Below are 18,906 nucleotides of genomic sequence, written 5' to 3'. Positions count from 1 at the left end.
GCGGAATATAGGGCAGGATGTCCAAACGATTTTGAGTATATTTTCATATATTGAAATAGAGGTGATGAGATGAACAGGACTGAATTTATCGCTAAAATAGCTCCTGATGCAATCAAAGATTGGCTCCGGACCGGGGTTCCGGCTTCCTTGACCATCGCCCAGGCCGCATTGGAATCCAATTGGGGAGCCAGCGGACTTGCACAGCAGGCCAATAATTTGTTCGGCATAAAAGGCAGCGGCCCGGCGGGAAGCGTGATGATGCCGACGACCGAATACAGGAACGGAAAGCCGATAAAAATTAACGCTGCTTTCCGGAAATACCGTTCATGGGGAGAGTCCGTTGCGGATCACACGCGACTGCTGCAAAATAAGCGCTATGCAAGCGTTCTTCACCGGACAGGCAGGCAAGCGGCCTATGCTATTTCGGCGGCGGGATATGCAACGGATCCTGATTATCCGGCCAAGCTGATCTCATTGATGGATAAGTACAATTTGTATGAATACGATTTAAAGGAAGGGGAGGAGCCGATGACCGCCGAGGAAAAAAAGCAGTTCGAAGCTCTGCAGGAGACCGTCCGGAAACAGGCGGATAGAATTGCCGGGCTGGAGCAAAAGGCAAGTACCCAGTTGCCCGAGTGGGCAAAAGAAGCTGTCAATGCAGCCGTCAATTATGACAAGAAGAACCCGCTGATCAAAAATCCGGAAACGGGGAGTTTCGATTTTTACAGGCTGATCACGATTATGCACCGGCGCGGACTGTTCGATAAAAAGAGTGCGGGATGAAATAAGGATACATCAGATCGCAAAATGGAAATGAATATATACCGATAAACCCTGCGTTCACAAGCAGGGTTTTGTTGTAAAATGACGATTTTTTAATGTAAAAGTTACGTTTTTGTAAATTATTTATATACATTAATTTGGAAACAGCTTATACTGGAAGTATCCTGACAATGTTGAAAGACTAAAAAACTCCCTCTTTCTGACTCAAACGATGCTTTAGAAAGGAGTGTGTTTGATGGAGCCGATGGAGCTTTTAAAAGAACGCTACAAAGCACTGGAAGAGCGAATCCGCTTGTTTATTCTCGTTCATTCCGACATTGAATACGTCCAGGGATCATCGGAATGCGTGGAGGGCGGAGCCTTCGCATGGACCGAGCTTTCCGCGGAATCCAAGTGCATCCAAACCGAACTTTATCACGAATATATGTCTCTGATCAAGCAAGCCAAGAAGCATCTAAAAAAGATAGGCAGTTCCTATTTGGATACTTTCGAACGCAGCTGTTCCGAAGTGAAATCATATTTAAAACAGGATAATCTTCTATGGGGGCCGTGCCTCCAAGACATATTTAACAGCGTGAAGAAGGAACTCGATCTCCAACGGGGCCTGATCGCCCAACCGGTTTTTATTTGAAACCGTTGACAGTTTAGCGGAGAAAACCGGCAATTGTGCACCGAATACATCAATGCCAAATCGTGAACAAGGTATAGCCGAATTAGCCGAGAGCAGCCGGAAATAACAGTAATAGCTTCTTAAACAAAATCAAACGATCTTAAACAATGGTAAACAGCAGTAAACAACGCAATCTGAGCGCCTCCACCTTCCACCCGCAAGTAGCGACATATGCCGCAAACCACCAGCGCCGCAAAAAGCAAACTACGCCGCAAACCACTAGCGCTGCAGGAAGCAAACTATGCCGCAAACCACCAGCTCCGCAAGAAGCAAACTACAACCGTCAATCCCGGATTGGCGGTTTTTTATTGATGTTTTATGGGGAAGCCAGGCACAGGGGGCTTCTGGTCTGGAATGCTGCGCCCGCAAATTGATATTAACTGGAAAACCTACAGTTATTCTTCATCGAATTGCTATTTATAACAAATTAACTGGAAAACCTGCAGTTAATTTGATGCGTCAACGCTCATTGTATGAAAACTCCTCGGATTAACTGTAGGTTATCCATTTATTTATTTGAAATATGGATAACCGGACAAATTAGCTGGAGAAAATACAGTTAATAAGGGGCGTGGTGCGGCTATACCGGCATTGAGTAGGCATTACGCTACGAGGAAAATCGGGCCTAAGGAAAAAATAGAATACATAGTAAGGCGAGTAAAAATAAAAAAAGGACAAAAACCCTCGTAGAAAAATGCGCTACAAGAGCTTTTGTCCGGGCGCCCCTCGCGGGACGCCCATCATGGGAGAGGAGAAACCGGACGAAGAGCTTATGGGGAAACGTAAGTCTTCTCCGCGGTTGTCTACGACATTTGTGATGTCGATAGTTCAAGTGTTGTCCGTTCTTTTCGGGTTTATACATCCGAAGTCCAAAATCTTGCACGATTTCGATTTTTCAATCTTTGCGCGATTATGGTACGATATCGACAGGCATTTTAGCATAAAGGATGGGACTGGCATGAGAGTAATATCGGGCAGCGCCCGGGGAAGAACGCTGAAGGCGGTTCCCGGAATGGGAACCAGACCGACTACGGACAAGGTGAAGGAAGCTTTGTTTAGTATGATCGGGCCTTATTTTGACGGGGGAACCGTACTTGATTTGTTTGCGGGCACCGGAGGTTTAGGTATCGAAGCGCTTAGCCGCGGAATGGACAAGGCGGTTTTCGTTGATCTGGAATACAAGAGTATTGAAATTGTTCGATCCAATTTGAAAACGACCGGACTAGAGAATAAGGCTGAAGTATATAAGAACGATGCGGAGAGGGCCTTAAAAGCATTGGCCAAACGCGAAAGTGTGTTTGACCTGGTTTTTCTCGATCCGCCATACAGGTTAAAGCACGGGGATATGCTGATGCAAGCGATGGATCAATTGCATTTGCTGAACCCGGGGGCAACGCTGGTACTGGAGTATGAATCTTCTTTTGCATATCCTGCCGGCTTTGGGCCGTTTTCCGAGGTGCGAAAAGCACAGTACGGCGAAACCACCCTCTCCATTTACAGCTATGATCATCACAAAACAAGTCCGGTACAGGAACCGGGCAAGGAGGATTAACATGGAACACCAGCCAAAAACACCGCGTATCGCGGTATATCCGGGCAGCTTTGATCCGGTGACCAAAGGCCATATGGATATCATTCAGCGGGCTTCCCGCCAGTTTGACAAACTGATTGTGGCGGTGCTGAACAACTTAAGCAAAAATCCGCTGTTTACGGTGGAGGAGCGAAAAGATCTGCTTAGATCGTCCACGAGTCATTTGCCGAATGTGGAAGTGGACAGCTTCCGAGACTTATTGGTGAATTATATGGATTACAAGCAAGCCCATGTCATTGTGAGGGGCATACGGTCCGTTACGGATTTTGAATATGAACTCCAACTTGCTTCGACCAATCATAAATTAAACAGTGAAGTGGAAACCATTTTCATGATGACGAATCCGAAGTATTCTTACCTTAGTTCCAGCATTGTAAAGGAAATCGCCAGCTTTCACGGGGATGTCGGGGATCTGGTTCCGGCCCAGGTGGAAATAGCGCTAAAGGCTAAATTTGAAGCTTGATGCTATCTTGAGTCCGGAGAGCTAGCGTGATCGTCTTTTTCCGACTATAGATAAGACCAAAAGTCCGGCTAAAAGCAGCAGAAGAAGCCACATTTGGTGCTGGAACTGATTGGCGATCTGTTTCCAATCGGGTAGCGGAAGAAAGGTTGAACCGCGGGTTGTAGCGCCGGTGGCGATGCCGCTGTTGTAAGTGTTTGCGGAAACGGGAAGAGTTTCAGGCAGCCAGCGTGAAAAAGGGCGCCACAGCAAGAGTGTAAATACATAAGCGTAGGCTCCATGAACCAGGCGGTTGACGATAAAAAAACGACTCCCGATTCCGGCTGGCTTCAGAATGGACCGAACTTGCAAATACGCGCAGATTCCGCTCCAGCCTAGAATGGCTCCCAGAATGGCACTGACAATGACGGGAGGCATACTCAACTGGGCTGCAGCATAGCTTCCCAGATGTACTTCAAGCAGGCCGGCTACCGAGAACGATGGGATAAACTCGGGAAGCGCGGAGTTCAGGACATGGATCACTACCGCAAAAATAAGCATATATCCGCCAACCGTCATTAATGTCTGCACGCTTGAGCCGACGGCATCGCCGAGTAATTTTCCGAACCCGCGGCCGTCGGCTGCGCGGGCCTCTTCCATCTGGTTAGCCGCCAGTCGAAAACGGGAGAGGAAGCGTGACGGAATGAAGTTTGTCTTATGCGCTTCGATCTTGCGCTTTGACCGGTTGTTCGAGCTTAGCAGGTGAAGCGTGATTCCCGCGGCAATTCCGGAAACCCAGTGAACGGCCAGCAGTAATAAGCCCAGTTCCTGGAGACCCATATATCCTGTACCGATGACGATGACGAGCAGCATCGGACTGCCGAAATGCGCGACGCTGGCCATCTTCTCCGCTTCTTGGGAAGATATTTTGCCTTGCTTGTACAAATTGGCCGCGGCCGCTGCAGCTGCCGGAAACCCGGCTGTAATGCCGAGCGGCAGTATCCAGGCAAAGGTGCCTGGCAAGCCGAGCGCTTTTCGCGTCAACGGGTCCAACAGTACTCCAAGCCCGTGGGCGAAACCGCTGGCCAGCAAGATCTCGGATAATACAAGGAAGGGCAGCAACGCCGGAAACACGATTCTCCACCAGATGGCGAGTCCTTGCCCTGAAGCCTGAAAGGCTTCGCCCGGCGAGTAGACGATACAGACCACGAGCAGAACGGCGGAAAGGCCGAACAGCAAGGTCGACGGCAGGCTGCCGCCGGCGCGGTGTTCGCTTTGCAAAAGCTTCACCCTCTTCGATAGGTAATGAACGAATAGTACAAGATATGCGATGGATGCGGAGCACATGCCTTTTTAGGTACGGGTGTGCGGGCTGCTGCTCAAATAAGGGGGAATGAAGGGATGCGCAGATCAAGATCGGTTGGCATCAAAGCGGGGCTGTATGTGATCTCGCTTGCTATTCTGGTTTATGTCGTTGTATATATGCCTACGCCCTATATGATTCACGCACCGGGGTCGGCCGAAGAGATCAAGCCGATGGTTAGCGTGGCCGCAGGGGACAAGGAGGAAAAGGGGACATTCATGCTGACGACCGTATCTGTCAGCTATGCCAACATCGCAATGCTTATCACGACGCAATTCAAGAAGCACGCGGAAATCATCCGCAAGGAACCTGACCGTAACGATGAGGAGTATGAGACACAGCAACGCTATTACATGAACAGTTCGCAGTCCAATGCGATTATGGCGGCGTACGCTCATGCCAAGATCGATTATGCGGTTGTTCCGGAATACGTGTTTGTGGTCGGGTTTTCCAAAACCGTTACACCCAAAGGGGATTTTCATCCCGGGGATACTATAAAAAAAGTGAACGGCGAACCGATCGGCAAATTCGAACAGTTAGCGGATGCCCTGAAAGGGAAATCTCCCGGGGAAAAGGTCGACGTGGAATTGGAACGCGGGGGCAAACCAGTGAAGCAGCAGGTCGAGCTGGTAAAGATCGGTGAAGAGAATGGCGCGCCTAAGGCCGGTCTCGGCGTGAGCGTGGGCGAAGTAAGAAAAGTACAACCGAAACAGGCCGACAAGGAGGTCCATTTTGAAGATACCCGAATCGGCGGGCCGTCGGCGGGCCTGATGTTCACGCTCGAAATTTATAATCAATTGACGCCCGGTGACCTTAGCAAGGGCTACCGCGTTGCCGGAACGGGGACGATGTCCGAAGACGGCACCGTCGGACCGATCGGCGGCGTGCAATTCAAAATCGTAGCCTCTGAACGGGAGGATGCGGATATATTTTTTGTACCGGAAGACAATTATAAAGAAGCCAAGGCTAAAGCGGACGAGATCAGAAGCGATATGAAGCTGATTCCGGTCGAGCAACTGGATGATGCCTTGGATTATTTGGAGGAACTTGTCGCTAAGTCCTGATTATTGTACCGTGATCGGGGGCTGTCGGTAATCCCGGAACAGATCACCAGTATCGTGTCCCGGCAGGGCATTCGCGTAAACGGCGGATGCCTGCAGATCGAGTTCAAGTTGCGGGTCGCTTAGTTCGGCTACCCGGGTCAAGACGGGAAGGGTAGCGGTCTTCTTCATTCGCTTTAGCAATTCCCGTCCTGTTTTGCTGAAACCAAGCACTCGTATATATCCTGGGCCTCCTGCCAAAGAGACTGGAGACAAGGCAGTCCGGCTATGTTGCAATAATACATGCAGCAAGGTACGCTGGAGCTTGGTATGCGTGTAACGTTTTGTTTTCAATTGTTTTAGCAATTGCATAACCGAGGGCTCTTCCAACTGGGGTAACAGCTTTTTGATCCGGTATTCCAGGCCCTCGTTCATTTCGTAGTGCGCCGCGAGTTCCTCGGGCGGACAGAGCAGCAGCCGGTGAAACAGCTGCTGTGCAAAGTTGTCCCACGTGACGGGCCCGCGGCCCGCGGCGAATTCGCGGGCCAGGATCGCCGTCGTGGACGGCGGCAGGTAGGGGGCGGCGGCTTCCAGCCCGCCGTCCCCGGCGAGCAGCGCCCGCACGGCGGTGGCGCTGGCGATCGCGGCGTCCCTCGGCGCCGCGTCGTGGTAACCCGCGGCCCGCCGCCGGAGCGTGAGCGGCGCGATGCCGCTTTGCAGCCGCCGCAGCGCGATCAGGTAGTGCAGCCCCAAACTGTTGTTGGGCTGCATCAGCAGCGCTCGCGCTGCGGCGGCATCGCCGCCCGGGCCGGCGCAGGCGCGAGCGGCGGCCGCGGCGTAGGCGGCGGGGTAGCTCGCCCCCGTGGCGAGCTCCTCGGCCACCGCCGCCTTGAGCGCGGCGCTCTCGTCCGCGAGCAGCTCTGCGAGCGGCTGCAGCTGATCGAGCGCCCCGGCCTCGCTGCCGAAGCAAAGATGCGTAACGACGCCGGTCGCCTCAAGCAGGGCGACGGCCCCGTGCGCAAACCATTCGGCCGGCTGCACCGCATAGGCCACCGGCAGCTCCAGTACGAGATCGGCGCCCAAATGCAGCGCCATCTCGGTTCGGGCCCACTTGCTCACGATAGCGGGCTCGCCGCGTTGCAGGAAGTCGCCGCTCATCACGGCGACGACGGCATCCGCTCCGGCCAGCGACTTCGCCTCCGCAAAATGGTAGGCATGTCCGTTATGGAGCGGGTTGTATTCGACGATCAGTCCGACTATATTCAATGTTCTCTCACCTTTTGGGTATATTTTATATGAATATATCACAACAAGACGTTTTGACCGAACAACATGGAGCAAGGCCAGGGAAATGCGGCTGGACTGTTGACAAAACTTACTTAAAATCGGTATAATAATTTTTGTTTGTTTGGAGTGATATTCATGATTTTACATTTTCGTCAGTTGGCTTCTTCCGAACGGCCGCTTGAGTTGCATCAAGGGCTGGATGTAAGCCGTGTAATCAAGGAACGTAAAGACATCACCGGTGCAGGACCCCTGCAAGCCGACTTGCGAGCTGAGCCCGCAGGAGGCGGCGTGGTAAAGGTGACTGGTAAGCTTACGGGCGAACTGGACATGACCTGTTCCCGTTGTCTGAAACCCTTGAGTCACAAAGTCGATATCAATTTTGAAGAAAGCTTCAAGCAAAGCGATCATCCCGAGGCAGAATCGCTGGATGAAGATGAAGAAATTCAGGTTGTGGCCGAAGATAAAGTGGATCTGACGCCGTATATCGAAGAATCTTTTCTTCTGAATCTGCCGTTTGCGGCCTTGTGCAAGGAAGACTGCAAGGGGCTTTGCCCGAACTGCGGAACCGATCGGAATGAGCGGGATTGCGGCTGCAATACGGAGCGGATTGATCCTCGTCTGGCCTCGCTCAGCGATTTTTTCAAAAAGTAAAATGGGATTGTAAACAAACCGGAACCCGGGTTGACTTGAATAAGGAGGTGGGAACCATGGCAGTACCTCAACGGAGAACGTCCAAAACGCGCCGCGACAAACGCCGCACGCATTTCAAATTGGCTGTGCCGGGCATGGTAAAATGTGAACAATGCGGAGAATTGAAGCTTGCTCACCACGTATGTAAAGTATGCGGAACATACAAATCGAGAGAAATTATCAACCAATAATCCTGGTTTGATATTCCTCAAGGACTCAAATAGTATCTCATTTCGGTGAGATGCTATTTTTTTTCGGCCGTTGTTGAGAAAATGGCGCGATTGCTTTGGCCCTTTCTTTTTTTAGGGAGATGTTTTATACTATAATTTAGTACCTGGTTCTAAAATTAAGAGATAATGATACTAAATATATAAATCATAAATCAGTTTCTTCAAAGGGGGGGATATCCATCGATCGTTTGCCTAAAAGAGCAAGGCAGCAGCAGCTTGTGAAATTGATTGAAGACAATCCGTTCGTAACGGATCAGGAACTGACCCGGCAGCTAAAGGTCAGCATTCAGACTATTCGGCTGGACCGGCTCGAGCTGGGCATTCCGGAACTCCGCGAACGGATGAAGCTGATGGCCGAGCGTTCCTACGATCAGGTACGCTCCCTGCCGCTGCACGAGGTGATCGGGGATATCGTCGATCTGCAGCTGGATAAGAGCGGGATCTCCATTTTTGAAATCCGCGAGGAACACGTTTTTTCGCGGACAGGCATCGCGCGGGGGCATCACGTGTTTGCTCAGGCGAATTCCCTGGCTGTCGCCGTGATCAATGACGAGATTGCATTAACCTTTTCCGCGGATATCCGATTCATCAGATCGGTTCATCTAGGGGAGAAATGCATCGCCAAGGCTTATGTTCGTCCGGTATCCGGCAACAAGGGCAAAGCCAAGGTTGAAGTTTTCACTTATGTGGGTGAAGAAATGGTGTTTCAAGGGAACTTTGTCATCTATCGTTCGACGGGTGATGACAACCCTAATGAGGAAGGGAGAAGGTAGGCATGCGAATCGCGATTGATGCGATGGGGGGAGACCATGCGCCGAAAAGTACAGTGGAAGGTGCTTTGGCAGCCGCAAGGGAATGGAGCGACGCAAATATTGTTCTGGTGGGCCGCAAGCAAGACCTGGCGCCGCTGATGATCGATGCCCCGTCCAATCTGAGTATTCACCATGCGGAAGAAGTCATCGAGGCGGAGGATGAGCCGGTAAAAGCGGTTCGCCGTAAAAAGGATGCCTCTATGGTCGTTGCCGGCCGCATGGTGCGGGAGGGTGAGGCCGACGCGATGATTTCGGCGGGTAATACGGGCGCTTTAATGACGACCGGATTGCTTGTAGTCGGCCGCATGGAAGGAATTGAGCGGCCCGCCCTGGCGCCGATGATTCCGACCCTCGACGGACGCGGCGTACTGGCGCTTGATTTGGGCGCCAACATGGATGCCAAACCCGAACATCTGGCTCAATATGGCCTGATGGGCAGCATTTACCGCCAAAAAGTGCATGGCATTGCCAAACCCCGTGTAGGATTGCTTAATGTCGGCACTGAGGCGAAGAAGGGCAATGAGCTGACCAAGGCGGCCTATCCGCTGCTGGAAGAAATGCCGATTGATTTCGTAGGCAATGTGGAGGCCCGCGATGTTCTGACCGGGGCCTGCGACGTTCTCGTATGTGACGGGTTTGCCGGCAATATCCTGCTTAAAACGCTGGAAGGAACGGCCGGCGCAATGTTTTCGCTGTTGAAGCAGGAATTCACGAAGTCGTTAAAGAACAAACTGGCCGCGGCAGTCCTGATGCCTTCGATGCGGGGCCTTAAGCAGACGCTGGACTACACGGAGCACGGCGGCGCTCCTCTGCTTGGTCTCAGCGGACTCGTTGTCAAGGGACATGGTTCCTCGGACGGGGAAGCGATTAAAAATGCGGTTCGTCAAGCGCGCGCAGCGGTTCAAAGCCGGCTGACGGAGAGCATATCTGAGGAAATCAGCGGGAAGCAGGTGGCAGAATCATGAGTTTTCGTTCAATAGGTATCGTCGGGTTCGGTAAATATGTTCCCGAAAAAGTGTTGACTAACGCGGATCTGGAAAAAATGGTGGAAACGAATGACGAATGGATCGTTTCGCGGACGGGAATTCGCGAGCGCCATATCGCGGCGCCGGAACAAGCGACCTCCGACCTGGCGTATGAAGCGGCGGTAAGAGCGCTTAAATCCGCCGGTTTGGCGGCGGAAGATCTGGAACTGATTATCGTTGCGACGGTGACGCCGGATACGACGTTTCCGTCGACGGCCTGCATTTTGCAGGACAAACTCGGAGCCAAAAAAGCGGCAGCCTTCGACTTGTCCGCCGCCTGTTCCGGGTTTGTGTACAGCATGGCTACGGCGAACGGTTTTCTTCAAACGGGCATGTACAATAATGCCCTGATCATCGGAGCGGACACTTTGTCCCGCATTACGGACTATAGTGACCGAAATACTTGCGTTCTGTTCGGAGACGGTGCCGGTGCGGTAGTGCTGGGCGAAGTACCGCAAGGCCGCGGTTTCCTTTCCTTTGATCTCGGAGCCGAGGGTGCCGGTGGACCGCTCTTGAAACTGGAGGGCGGGGGCTCCCGTCTGCCTGCTTCGGAAGAGACCGTTCAAGGCGGAAAACACTTCATTTACATGAACGGCCGGGAAGTGTTCAAGTTTGCGGTGCGGGTCATGGGCACAGCTACGGAGGAAGTGTTGCGCAAGGCCGGCAAGAGTAAAGAAGACATCGATCTGTTCGTACCGCATCAGGCCAATATCCGGATCATTCAGTCCGCGATGCAGCGGCTTGATCTGCCGGAGGAAAAATGCGTGATCAACGTCGATAAGTACGCGAATACGTCCGCAGCTTCGATCCCGCTGGCACTTGTTGAAGCGGCGGAAGAAGGACGGATGAAGGAAGGCGACACGATTCTGCTCGTCGGCTTCGGCGGCGGTCTGACGTGGGGCGCTTCCGTACTGGTCTGGTAATATAGATAGGACTTTACTTCAGCGTTACATTAAGGGGTGCTTTTCAGTATGGGTAAAATCGCTTTTGTTTTCCCGGGACAGGGTTCCCAGAGCGTAGGAATGGGCAAAGATATGTATGACGGCTTGCCTGAAACCCGGCAATTGTTCGACAAGGCCGACGAAGTGCTGGGTTTTCCGCTCACGAAGCTGATTTTTGAAGGCCCGGAAGCGGAATTGAAGCAAACGTCCAATACGCAGCCGGCGCTTTTGACGACGAGCGTAGCGCTTTGTGAAGCTTTTGCGGATAAAGGGATTAAACCTGATTTCCTCGCAGGCCACAGCTTGGGCGAGTATAGCGCCCTGACGATTGCGGGAGTGCTGTCGTTTGAGGATGCGGTAGCCACCGTGCGTGCCCGTGGTGAATTCATGGAGCACGCCGTTCCCGGCGGACAAGGAGCGATGGCGGCCGTGCTTGGGGGCGAGCGTGAAGCATTGGCAAGCTTATGCTCCGAGATAACGCAAGCCGGCGACGTGGTGGAACTCGCAAATATCAATTGCCCCGGGCAAATCGTCGTATCCGGCAGTAAAGAGGGCGTGGCCAAAGTGGTCGATCGCGTAAAGGAGATTGGTGCAAAACGGGGAATCCTGCTGGAAGTCAGCGGTCCGTTCCATTCGTCCTTGATGACTTCCGCAGCTGAACGGTTAAAGGAAAAGCTTTCAAGCGTCCCGTTTAAGGATGCCGGCATTCCGGTCGTTGCGAATGTGACGGCGCGGCCCGTCGAAAGCGCGGGGGATATTTCCGGCTTGCTTGTTCAGCAGGTGTACAGCCCTGTATTATGGGAAGACAGCGTGGCTTGGCTGATCGGCCAAGGGGTCGATACGTTCGTCGAATTTGGTCCGGGCAGCGTGCTGACCGGGTTGATCAAGAAAATCGACAAAAGTATCCGCACATTCAATGTGAGCGGACTTGAAAGTCTGGAGCAAACGGCGGAAGCTTTAGGTCAATCTGTATAAAAAACTGACAAGACGAACCTTTTCTGGTATTTTATACTATGGCTCCCTTGTTGCAAGTTTTTAACCTTTCCCGGGAAGGAGATGAATTAGGTATGTCGAAAATCCTTGAAGGTCAAAACGCCCTGGTTACAGGCGCATCGAGAGGTATCGGCCGCAGCATCGCCCTGGCGCTTGCCGAGGCGGGCGCGAATGTCGCCGTGAACTATGCGGGGAATGAAGCGGCGGCGGCCCAGGTTGTGTCCGAAATCGAGGCGCTGGGTGTCAAAGCCTATGCGATTAAGGCGCATGTCGGCAACAGCGGGCAATTTGACGACATGGTCAAAGGCGTGCTCGATACATGGGGGCGTCTCGATATTCTGGTAAATAATGCCGGTATTACTAGAGACAATCTGATCATGCGGATGAAAGAAGAAGAGTTCGACGATGTCATTGAAACGAATCTGAAGGGCGTGTTTAACGGGATTAAGGCCGTAACCCGTCCCATGATGAAGCAGCGTTCGGGGCGGATCATCAATATTTCATCCGTGGTTGGCGTTCTCGGCAATGCGGGTCAGGCCAATTACGTGGCTGCCAAAGCCGGGGTAATCGGGCTGACGAAATCTTCCGCACGGGAGCTGGCTTCACGCGGAATTACGGTGAACTGTATCGCTCCGGGCTTTATCGAAACGGATATGACCGACCAGCTTTCGGATGAACTGCGGCAAGGCATGCTGGGCAGCATCCCGCTCGCCCGGCTCGGTCAGCCTGAAGAAATTGCGAAGGTTGTTGTTTTTCTGGCTTCAAACAGCGCATCCTATATGACGGGACAGACGCTGCATGTCGATGGCGGGATGTATATGTGATTTACAATCTCGCTTCTATGGCATTTTACTTTTAATTCTCGTATAATACCAAGGAGGAGGTGAACCGGATGTCCGATGTATTGGATCGCGTAAAACGCATTGTGGTGGATCGCCTCGGCGCAGATGAAGCCGAAGTGACGCTTGAAGCGTCTTTCAAAGATGATTTGGGTGCTGATTCGCTCGATGTCGTAGAACTAGTAATGGAACTCGAAGATGAATTCGACCTGGAAATTTCAGACGAAGATGCAGAGAAGATTACGACCGTAGGTGAAGTTGTAAACTACATACAATCTCATACCTAAAGTCATCTTAAAAAGTCCCGTACCTCCTTATCAAGCAGGCGGGACTTCTCCTCATCTAGAGAGGTTGTCCGATCGTTATCTTTGATCACAAAATAAACTTTACACATGAAGTCTATACGAGGTGAGTGTGTTTGAAACATAGAGTAGTAGTAACCGGCATGGGAACCGTGACGGCACTCGGACATGACCTGGATACATTATGGAACAACCTGAAGCAGGGTAAATCCGGCGTATCCGTGATCGAGTCGTTTGACGTCAGCGAGTATCCGACTCAAATTGCCGCTTCGGTGAAGGATTTCAATCCCGAAGATTATATTGATCGCAAGGAAGCAAGAAAAATGGACCGTTTCGTCCAGTTTGCGGTGGCTGCTGCAGGCAGCGCCCTGAAGGACAGCGGACTTAATATAGCCGAGCAAACCGACCCGGAGCGGGTAGGCGTTATGATCGGCTCGGGAATCGGCGGCTTGGGCACCTGGGAGGACCAGCACAATATTTTGCTGCAAAAAGGTCCGAAGCGGGTTAGCCCGTTCTTCATTCCCATGATGATTGCAAACATGGCCTCCGGACACGTATCGATTCTGTTCGGAGCTAAAGGACCGAATAGCACGGCGGTGACTGCGTGCGCGACCGGAACTCATTCCATCGGAGATTCGTACAAGCTGATTCAGCGCGGCGACGCCGATGTGATGATTTGCGGCGGCGCGGAAGCAACGATCCGACCTACCGGTCTGGCGGGCTTCTGTGCGATGCGGGCGATGTCGACCCGCAATGACGAGCCGGAAAAGGCCAGCCGGCCTTTTGATTCGGAACGTGACGGATTCGTGATGGGCGAAGGCTCGGGCATTCTTATTCTGGAATCGCTGGAGCATGCACAGAAACGCGGCGCCAAAATCTATGCCGAGGTCATCGGTTACGGTCTTAGCGGGGACGCCCATCATATGACGGAACCGGATCCGAACGGACCGGAACGTTGCATGAAAATGGCGATTCGCGACGCGGGCATCGACCCTAGCGAGGTGGATTACATCAATGCGCACGGGACGTCCACGCCGGTCGGCGACAAGTCGGAGACGATCGCGATCAAGCGAGCTTTAGGCGATCATGCGTTTAAAGTGGCGATCAGTTCCACCAAATCGATGACAGGCCATCTGCTTGGCGCAGCCGGCGGCGTGGAAGCCGTCATCTGCGGTCTGACGCTGCAAAACGGCGTCATCGCACCGACCATCAATCTGGAGCATCCGGACCCGGAATGCGATTTGGATTATGTTCCGAATGTGGCCAGAGAAGCAGACGTACGGATTGCCATGTCAAACTCCTTCGGATTTGGCGGGCATAACGCCACGATTATTCTGAAGAAATTCGAAGCATAAGGGGACAGTCTGTTGAGTGGGGATCTGAAGCAGTTACAACAAAAACTTCAACTGGCATTCCAAAATAAACAGCTCTTGAAACAGGCCTTTACTCATGCCTCCTATGTGAATGAACACCGGTTCAGTCAACATGAGGACAATGAGCGGCTGGAGTTTCTTGGTGATGCGGTTCTTGAATTGACGGTATCGGAACATTTGTACCGGATATTTCCGGACCGGCCCGAAGGCGAATTGACCAAGCTGCGCGCAGCTATTGTCTGCGAACCTTCGCTGGTGAAATTCGCGGAGAGTCTGGAGTTCGGACAATACGTCCTCCTGGGTAAGGGAGAGGAACTGACAGGCGGAAGAACCCGCCCTGCCTTGCTCGCCGACGTGTTTGAATCTTTTGTCGGCGCGCTTTACCTGGATCAGGGCCTGGAGGCGGTGACGACCTTTCTTCACAGTTACGTGTTCACCCAGATTACGCTGGACGGGAAGCTGCAGACGACGGATTATAAGACGGAATTGCAAGAGCTGACCCAGCATCACAATATGGGTGTGCTGGAGTACCGGATCGTTGAGGAACGCGGACCGGCTCATGAACGGGAATTCGTGTCCGAGGTGTTCATGGACGGACGCGGTCTGGGCCGGGGGAACGGAAGATCGAAGAAAGAAGCCGAGCAGCAAGCGGCGGCCGTTGCGTTGGAACGGCTTAAGCAGACGGAACAGAATCCCTCATAACCGGTTCGGTTTCCATGGAACTCAGGCAGGTGCAGGCGTATGAATTTGCAGCCTTAGTCGGGCTTTTGACCGGCTAAGGCTGTTTTTCGTTTCGTCTCCGAAGGTATAATGCAATATTTCGTAATCTACATATTTTATCTTTTCAGCGTTGGAAAGTTCGGTCCATAACGGCACTGTCGAATCTGTCTTCTACGCCTGTCCTATGGAGCCGCCGGTATGGTACAATAGTCGTTAGAGGTGATCTTGAACGTATGTTTTTGAAACGGATCGAGTTAGCAGGTTTTAAATCTTTTGCCGACAAGACGGAAATGGAATTCGTTCGGGGAATCACCGCAGTCGTAGGACCGAACGGCAGCGGCAAGAGCAATATTTCCGACGGAATCCGCTGGGTCTTGGGTGAGCAGAGTGCCAAATCGCTGCGCGGCGGGAAGATGGAAGATATTATTTTTGCCGGAAGCGATGCGCGAAAAGCGGTGAATTACGGGGAGGTTTCGTTAACCCTGGACAATACGGACCACGCCCTGCCGTTGGATTTCAGCGAGGTAACGGTGACCCGTCGTGTTCACCGCAGCGGGGATAGCGAGTATTTGATCAATAAACAGTCTTGCCGGCTGAAAGATATAACCGAGCTGTTTATGGATACGGGAATCGGAAAGGAAGCCTATTCGATTATCGGACAGGGGCGGATCGAGGAGATCTTGAGCACCCGTTCGGAGGATCGCAGAGGTATTTTCGAGGAAGCTTCAGGCATTGTCAAATACAAGAGCCGGAAACGCGATGCCCGGCGCAAACTTGACGAAACGGAACAAAATCTGCTGCGTATTCACGATCTGGTCAGTGAACTGGAGGATCAAATCGGTCCGCTCAAAGAGCAGTCGGATAAGGCGCAAAAATTCAAGGAACTGCGCGAGCAGTTGAAAAATAAAGAAATTTCGTTGTACGTGCATCAAATCGAACAGATTCATGAAACATGGAGCGAGGCCAACGGCAGGCTGACCAAGCTGCAGGAAGAGCAGACGGCATTATCGACGGTCGTATCGGCCCACGATGCGAAGCTGGAAAACGACCGGCTTGCGCTCCGTCAGGTTGAAGATCAGATTGAAGTACTTCAGGGGCAATTGCTGGAATACAGCGAGAGCTTCGAAAAGAGCGAGGGTTTTGGCGAGGTGCTTAAGGAACGATCCAAGAACCTCATGCAAAACCGAGAGCAGCTTCGGCAATCCCTTTCCGTAAGCGAGGAGCGATATGCTCAGCGGGCTGCGGAAATGGAGAAATTGGCGTCCAATTTCGCGACTGCGGAGAAACAACTGAGCGAGCTGCGGACAGAGCTGTCGGCCGAGGAAGCGAAGCTTGTCGGCGTTACCGGCGGGATCAGTCAGGCGCAGGAGGAGGGTCTCAAAGGGCAACTGCTTGAGATCATGAACCTGATGGCTCAGGCTAGAGGCGAAATCCGTTCCGCGGACCAGCAAAAGGAAGGCGTGCAGCGCCGGATGGCCCGGTCCGAAGAGGAAGGCGCCAAATGGCGGGACGAACTGGAACGGTTGAAGGGCAAAAAGAGTGAAATCGAGCGTACGCTTCAGCAGCTCGGGAAAGAAATCGCCGACCTGCGGGGCAAGTATATTTCGGAAAGCGAAAAGGTTCAGTCGCTGCAGAAGCTGGCAGAGGAGAGCCAAAACGGGATCCGGAAATGGGAACAAAAGCGGGAAGGGCTGGTGTCCCGCCGCGATACGATGAAGGAAATGGAAGAGGACTTTGACGGGTTTGCGCTTGGCGTCAAGGAAGTGCTGAAAGCTTCCCGGAAGTCCGCGCTCAGCGGTGTCCATGGCGCCGTTGCCGAACTCATTCGCGTGCCGGAGAAGCTGGAAATCGCCGTAGAAACGGCACTCGGCGCAGCGATGCAGCACATCGTCATGGAGAACGAGGCCGTTTCCCGGCAGGCGATTGCCTTCCTGAAGCAGCGCCAGTTGGGTCGAGCGACGTTCCTGCCGCTCGATGTCATCCGGCCGCGGCAAATTTCCGCCGCTGACAAGCGCCAGATGGAGGATGCCGAGGGCTTTGTCGGCATCGGCGCGGAGCTGGTCGGTTTTGAGCCGCGGTACGCCGACATCGTCGGCAGCCTGCTCGGCAATGTGGTATTTGCGAGCGACCTGGAACGTGCGAACAAGATGGCGGCGCGCTGTCAGTACCGGTTTCGTATCGTTACGCTGGATGGCGATGTAGTCAACGCGGGCGGTTCCATGACCGGGGGTAGCCAACACCGGAAGAACAGCAACCTGCTGGGGCGGAAGCGTCAGCTTGACCAATTGGCCACGGACATCACCGAAAGCGAAAATATGCTGGATAAACTCCGCAAAAGTCTTAAGGATGTCCGCGAACAGATGGAATCGGCGGAACAGGAATTGGAGAAGCTGCGTGAAGCCGGAGACCGCAAGCGTTCGGAGGAGCAATCCGTTGCGGGCGATCTGAAGCAGGTAGATCACGAATGGAAACATGTCTCGGAACAATTCCAATTGTACGGTCAGGAGAAAGGCCATTACATCAAGGAATTGGACGATCTCGATAAAAGCAAGGCGGAGGCCGAGGCTAAGCTGGTGGAACTGGAGAAGGAGGAGCAATCCGTCCAGCAGTCCATTCAGGCGGCCGAGTTTGCCCGTAAAGCGAACGAATCGGCCAAAGAGGAGCTGCAAGACCTGCTTACCGGATTGAAAGTCCGTGAAGGCAAGCTGGATCAAGAAGGCTACTCGCTTCGGGAACAATTGCGCCGTGCCGAAGAAGACTGCGGCATTTTGAAGCGGGAGTTGGATCAAAACCGCAGTATCCTGCAGTCCATCGAAGCCGACTTGAAGCAAAATGAGCTGCAAAGCGTTAGCCAGCGCGAGGACTTGAATGATTACAAGCTGAAGAAGGAACGCGCAAGCGAACAGTTGGAGCTGGAACGCGCCTCCCGCGCTGTATTGGTAAGAAAGCTGGAGGAAGGCGAGAGCGAAACGAAAGAGCAGCGGCTGGGTCTGAAAACGGTGGAAGAGCAGCTAAGGCAGACGGAAATCCAGGCCAACCGCCTCGACGTGGAGCTGGACAATATTCTGCGTAAGCTGGCCGATGATTACGAGCTGAGTTATGAACGAGCCAAGCTGCGTTACACGGTACCTGAAGACGTGCCGCAAACCCAGGCAGACGTGAAAGAGCTGAAACGGCAAATTACGCTTCTGGGCGAGGTGAACTTAGGGGCTATTGAGGAATACCAGCGCGTAAACGAGCGCTATCAGTTCCTCAGCGAGCAAAAAGACGATCTGGTTGAGGCGAAAACGACGCTGTATCAGGTCATTAAAGAAATGGACGAGGAAATGTCGAAGCGGTTCAAACATACATTTGATGCGATCCGCCGCGAGTTTGTTATCGTCTTCTCGAAACTGTTCGGCGGCGGACGTGCCGATCTGATTCTGATCGATCCGGAAAACATGCTGGAGACCGGAATCGACGTCGTTGCCCAACCTCCGGGCAAGAAGCTGCAAAACCTGCAGCTGCTCTCAGGCGGAGAACGCGCACTGACTGCGATGGCGCTGTTGTTTGCGATCCTGCAGGTCAAGCCGGTTCCGTTCTGCGTACTGGATGAAGTGGAAGCGGCTCTGGACGAGGCAAACGTAGTCCGATTTGCTCAGTACTTACGAGAGTTCTCCGAGCAGACCCAATTTATCGTCGTGACCCACCGCAAGGGTACTATGGAAGAAGCGGATGTGTTGTACGGGGTAACGATGGAAGAAGGCGGCGTTTCCAAGCTGGTTTCGGTCAAGCTGGAGGACGAGGAAACGATGGAAATTGCCTGACG

At 52.9% G+C, this 18,906-nt stretch carries 19 protein-coding genes; 17 read left to right on the top strand and 2 right to left on the bottom strand.

Features of this window, described 5'->3' with window-relative positions; translation table 11 throughout:
* The first annotated feature begins 69 nt into the window (after positions 1-69).
* The 5 genes from ACLB09_RS08205 (at position 70) to coaD (ending at position 3,507) form a co-directional block, all read left to right on the top strand.
* Entirely contained in the window at positions 70-783 is a 714-nt protein-coding gene (locus tag ACLB09_RS08205; protein WP_410769311.1) for a glycoside hydrolase family 73 protein, read from the top strand.
* Positions 784-1,018: 235 nt separating this feature from the next.
* On the top strand, positions 1,019-1,414 hold the full coding sequence (locus tag ACLB09_RS08200; protein WP_410769310.1) for a hypothetical protein: 396 nt from the start codon (positions 1,019-1,021) through the stop codon (positions 1,412-1,414).
* A 280-nt stretch (positions 1,415-1,694) separates the two neighbouring features.
* Positions 1,695-1,946 carry a hypothetical protein gene (locus tag ACLB09_RS08195; protein WP_410769309.1) on the top strand — a complete coding sequence of 84 codons (252 nt, stop codon included), beginning with the start codon at positions 1,695-1,697 and terminating at the stop codon, positions 1,944-1,946.
* Between the two features lie 465 nt (positions 1,947-2,411).
* Positions 2,412-3,005, top strand: coding sequence for a 16S rRNA (guanine(966)-N(2))-methyltransferase RsmD (gene rsmD / locus ACLB09_RS08190; RefSeq protein ID WP_410769308.1), 594 nt, complete (start codon positions 2,412-2,414; stop codon positions 3,003-3,005).
* Between the two features lies 1 nt (position 3,006).
* Positions 3,007-3,507, top strand: coding sequence for a pantetheine-phosphate adenylyltransferase (gene coaD / locus ACLB09_RS08185; protein ID WP_410769307.1), 501 nt, complete (start codon positions 3,007-3,009; stop codon positions 3,505-3,507).
* Positions 3,508-3,528: 21 nt separating this feature from the next.
* Here coaD and ACLB09_RS08180 read toward each other — a convergent pair whose 3' ends face one another.
* Positions 3,529-4,773, bottom strand: coding sequence for a nucleoside recognition domain-containing protein (locus tag ACLB09_RS08180; protein WP_410769306.1), 1,245 nt, complete (start codon positions 4,771-4,773; stop codon positions 3,529-3,531).
* A gap of 111 nt (positions 4,774-4,884) precedes the next feature.
* On the opposite strand from ACLB09_RS08180, the gene ACLB09_RS08175 reads away from it, so the two are divergent.
* Positions 4,885-5,910 (top strand): SepM family pheromone-processing serine protease, encoded by a 1,026-nt coding sequence (locus tag ACLB09_RS08175; protein WP_410769305.1) that lies wholly within the window; start codon positions 4,885-4,887, stop codon positions 5,908-5,910.
* Here ACLB09_RS08175 and ACLB09_RS08170 read toward each other — a convergent pair whose 3' ends face one another.
* The gene (locus tag ACLB09_RS08170) at positions 5,911-7,152 is read right to left on the bottom strand and encodes a nucleotidyltransferase (RefSeq protein ID WP_410769304.1); all 1,242 of its coding nucleotides are present in this window, start codon (positions 7,150-7,152) and stop codon (positions 5,911-5,913) included.
* 156 nt (positions 7,153-7,308) lie between these two features.
* Here ACLB09_RS08170 and ACLB09_RS08165 point away from each other — a divergent pair, with 156 nt between their 5' ends.
* The 11 genes from ACLB09_RS08165 to smc all read left to right on the top strand — a co-directional run bounded on the left by ACLB09_RS08165 (position 7,309) and on the right by smc (position 18,904).
* Positions 7,309-7,824, top strand: a complete 516-nt coding sequence (locus ACLB09_RS08165) for a YceD family protein (protein ID WP_410769303.1) — start codon at positions 7,309-7,311, stop codon at positions 7,822-7,824.
* A 56-nt stretch (positions 7,825-7,880) separates the two neighbouring features.
* A complete protein-coding gene (rpmF, locus tag ACLB09_RS08160; RefSeq protein WP_018750828.1) occupies positions 7,881-8,054 on the top strand; it encodes a 50S ribosomal protein L32 in 174 nt (57 codons plus the stop codon).
* Positions 8,055-8,281: 227 nt separating this feature from the next.
* Positions 8,282-8,866, top strand: coding sequence for a transcription factor FapR (fapR, locus tag ACLB09_RS08155; protein ID WP_410769302.1), 585 nt, complete (start codon positions 8,282-8,284; stop codon positions 8,864-8,866).
* A 2-nt stretch (positions 8,867-8,868) separates the two neighbouring features.
* Positions 8,869-9,870: a phosphate acyltransferase PlsX gene (plsX, locus tag ACLB09_RS08150; protein ID WP_410769301.1), complete on the top strand. Its 1,002-nt coding sequence runs from the start codon at positions 8,869-8,871 to the stop codon at positions 9,868-9,870.
* Positions 9,867-10,853: a beta-ketoacyl-ACP synthase III gene (locus ACLB09_RS08145; RefSeq protein ID WP_410769300.1), complete on the top strand. Its 987-nt coding sequence runs from the start codon at positions 9,867-9,869 to the stop codon at positions 10,851-10,853. Before plsX ends, ACLB09_RS08145 begins: the two co-directional genes overlap by 4 nt.
* Positions 10,854-10,901: 48 nt before the next feature.
* Positions 10,902-11,846, top strand: a complete 945-nt coding sequence (fabD, locus tag ACLB09_RS08140) for an ACP S-malonyltransferase (protein WP_410769299.1) — start codon at positions 10,902-10,904, stop codon at positions 11,844-11,846.
* Between the two features lie 92 nt (positions 11,847-11,938).
* Positions 11,939-12,688 (top strand): 3-oxoacyl-[acyl-carrier-protein] reductase, encoded by a 750-nt coding sequence (gene fabG / locus ACLB09_RS08135; RefSeq protein WP_410769298.1) that lies wholly within the window; start codon positions 11,939-11,941, stop codon positions 12,686-12,688.
* Positions 12,689-12,756: 68 nt separating this feature from the next.
* Entirely contained in the window at positions 12,757-12,990 is a 234-nt protein-coding gene (acpP, locus tag ACLB09_RS08130) for an acyl carrier protein (protein WP_018750834.1), read from the top strand.
* Positions 12,991-13,121: 131 nt separating this feature from the next.
* Positions 13,122-14,360 carry a beta-ketoacyl-ACP synthase II gene (gene fabF, locus ACLB09_RS08125; protein ID WP_410769296.1) on the top strand — a complete coding sequence of 413 codons (1,239 nt, stop codon included), beginning with the start codon at positions 13,122-13,124 and terminating at the stop codon, positions 14,358-14,360.
* Between the two features lie 12 nt (positions 14,361-14,372).
* The gene (gene rnc / locus ACLB09_RS08120) at positions 14,373-15,080 is read left to right on the top strand and encodes a ribonuclease III (RefSeq protein ID WP_410769295.1); all 708 of its coding nucleotides are present in this window, start codon (positions 14,373-14,375) and stop codon (positions 15,078-15,080) included.
* A 251-nt stretch (positions 15,081-15,331) separates the two neighbouring features.
* On the top strand, positions 15,332-18,904 hold the full coding sequence (gene smc / locus ACLB09_RS08115) for a chromosome segregation protein SMC (protein ID WP_410769294.1): 3,573 nt from the start codon (positions 15,332-15,334) through the stop codon (positions 18,902-18,904).
* Positions 18,905-18,906: the final 2 nt, after the last annotated feature.

It is taken from the genome of Fontibacillus forbon (assembly GCF_046559655.1).
Taxonomy (GTDB): domain Bacteria; phylum Bacillota; class Bacilli; order Paenibacillales; family Paenibacillaceae; genus Fontibacillus.
The sequence above is the reverse complement of the archived record's forward strand: the minus strand, read 5'-3'. Positions and strand labels throughout refer to the sequence as shown.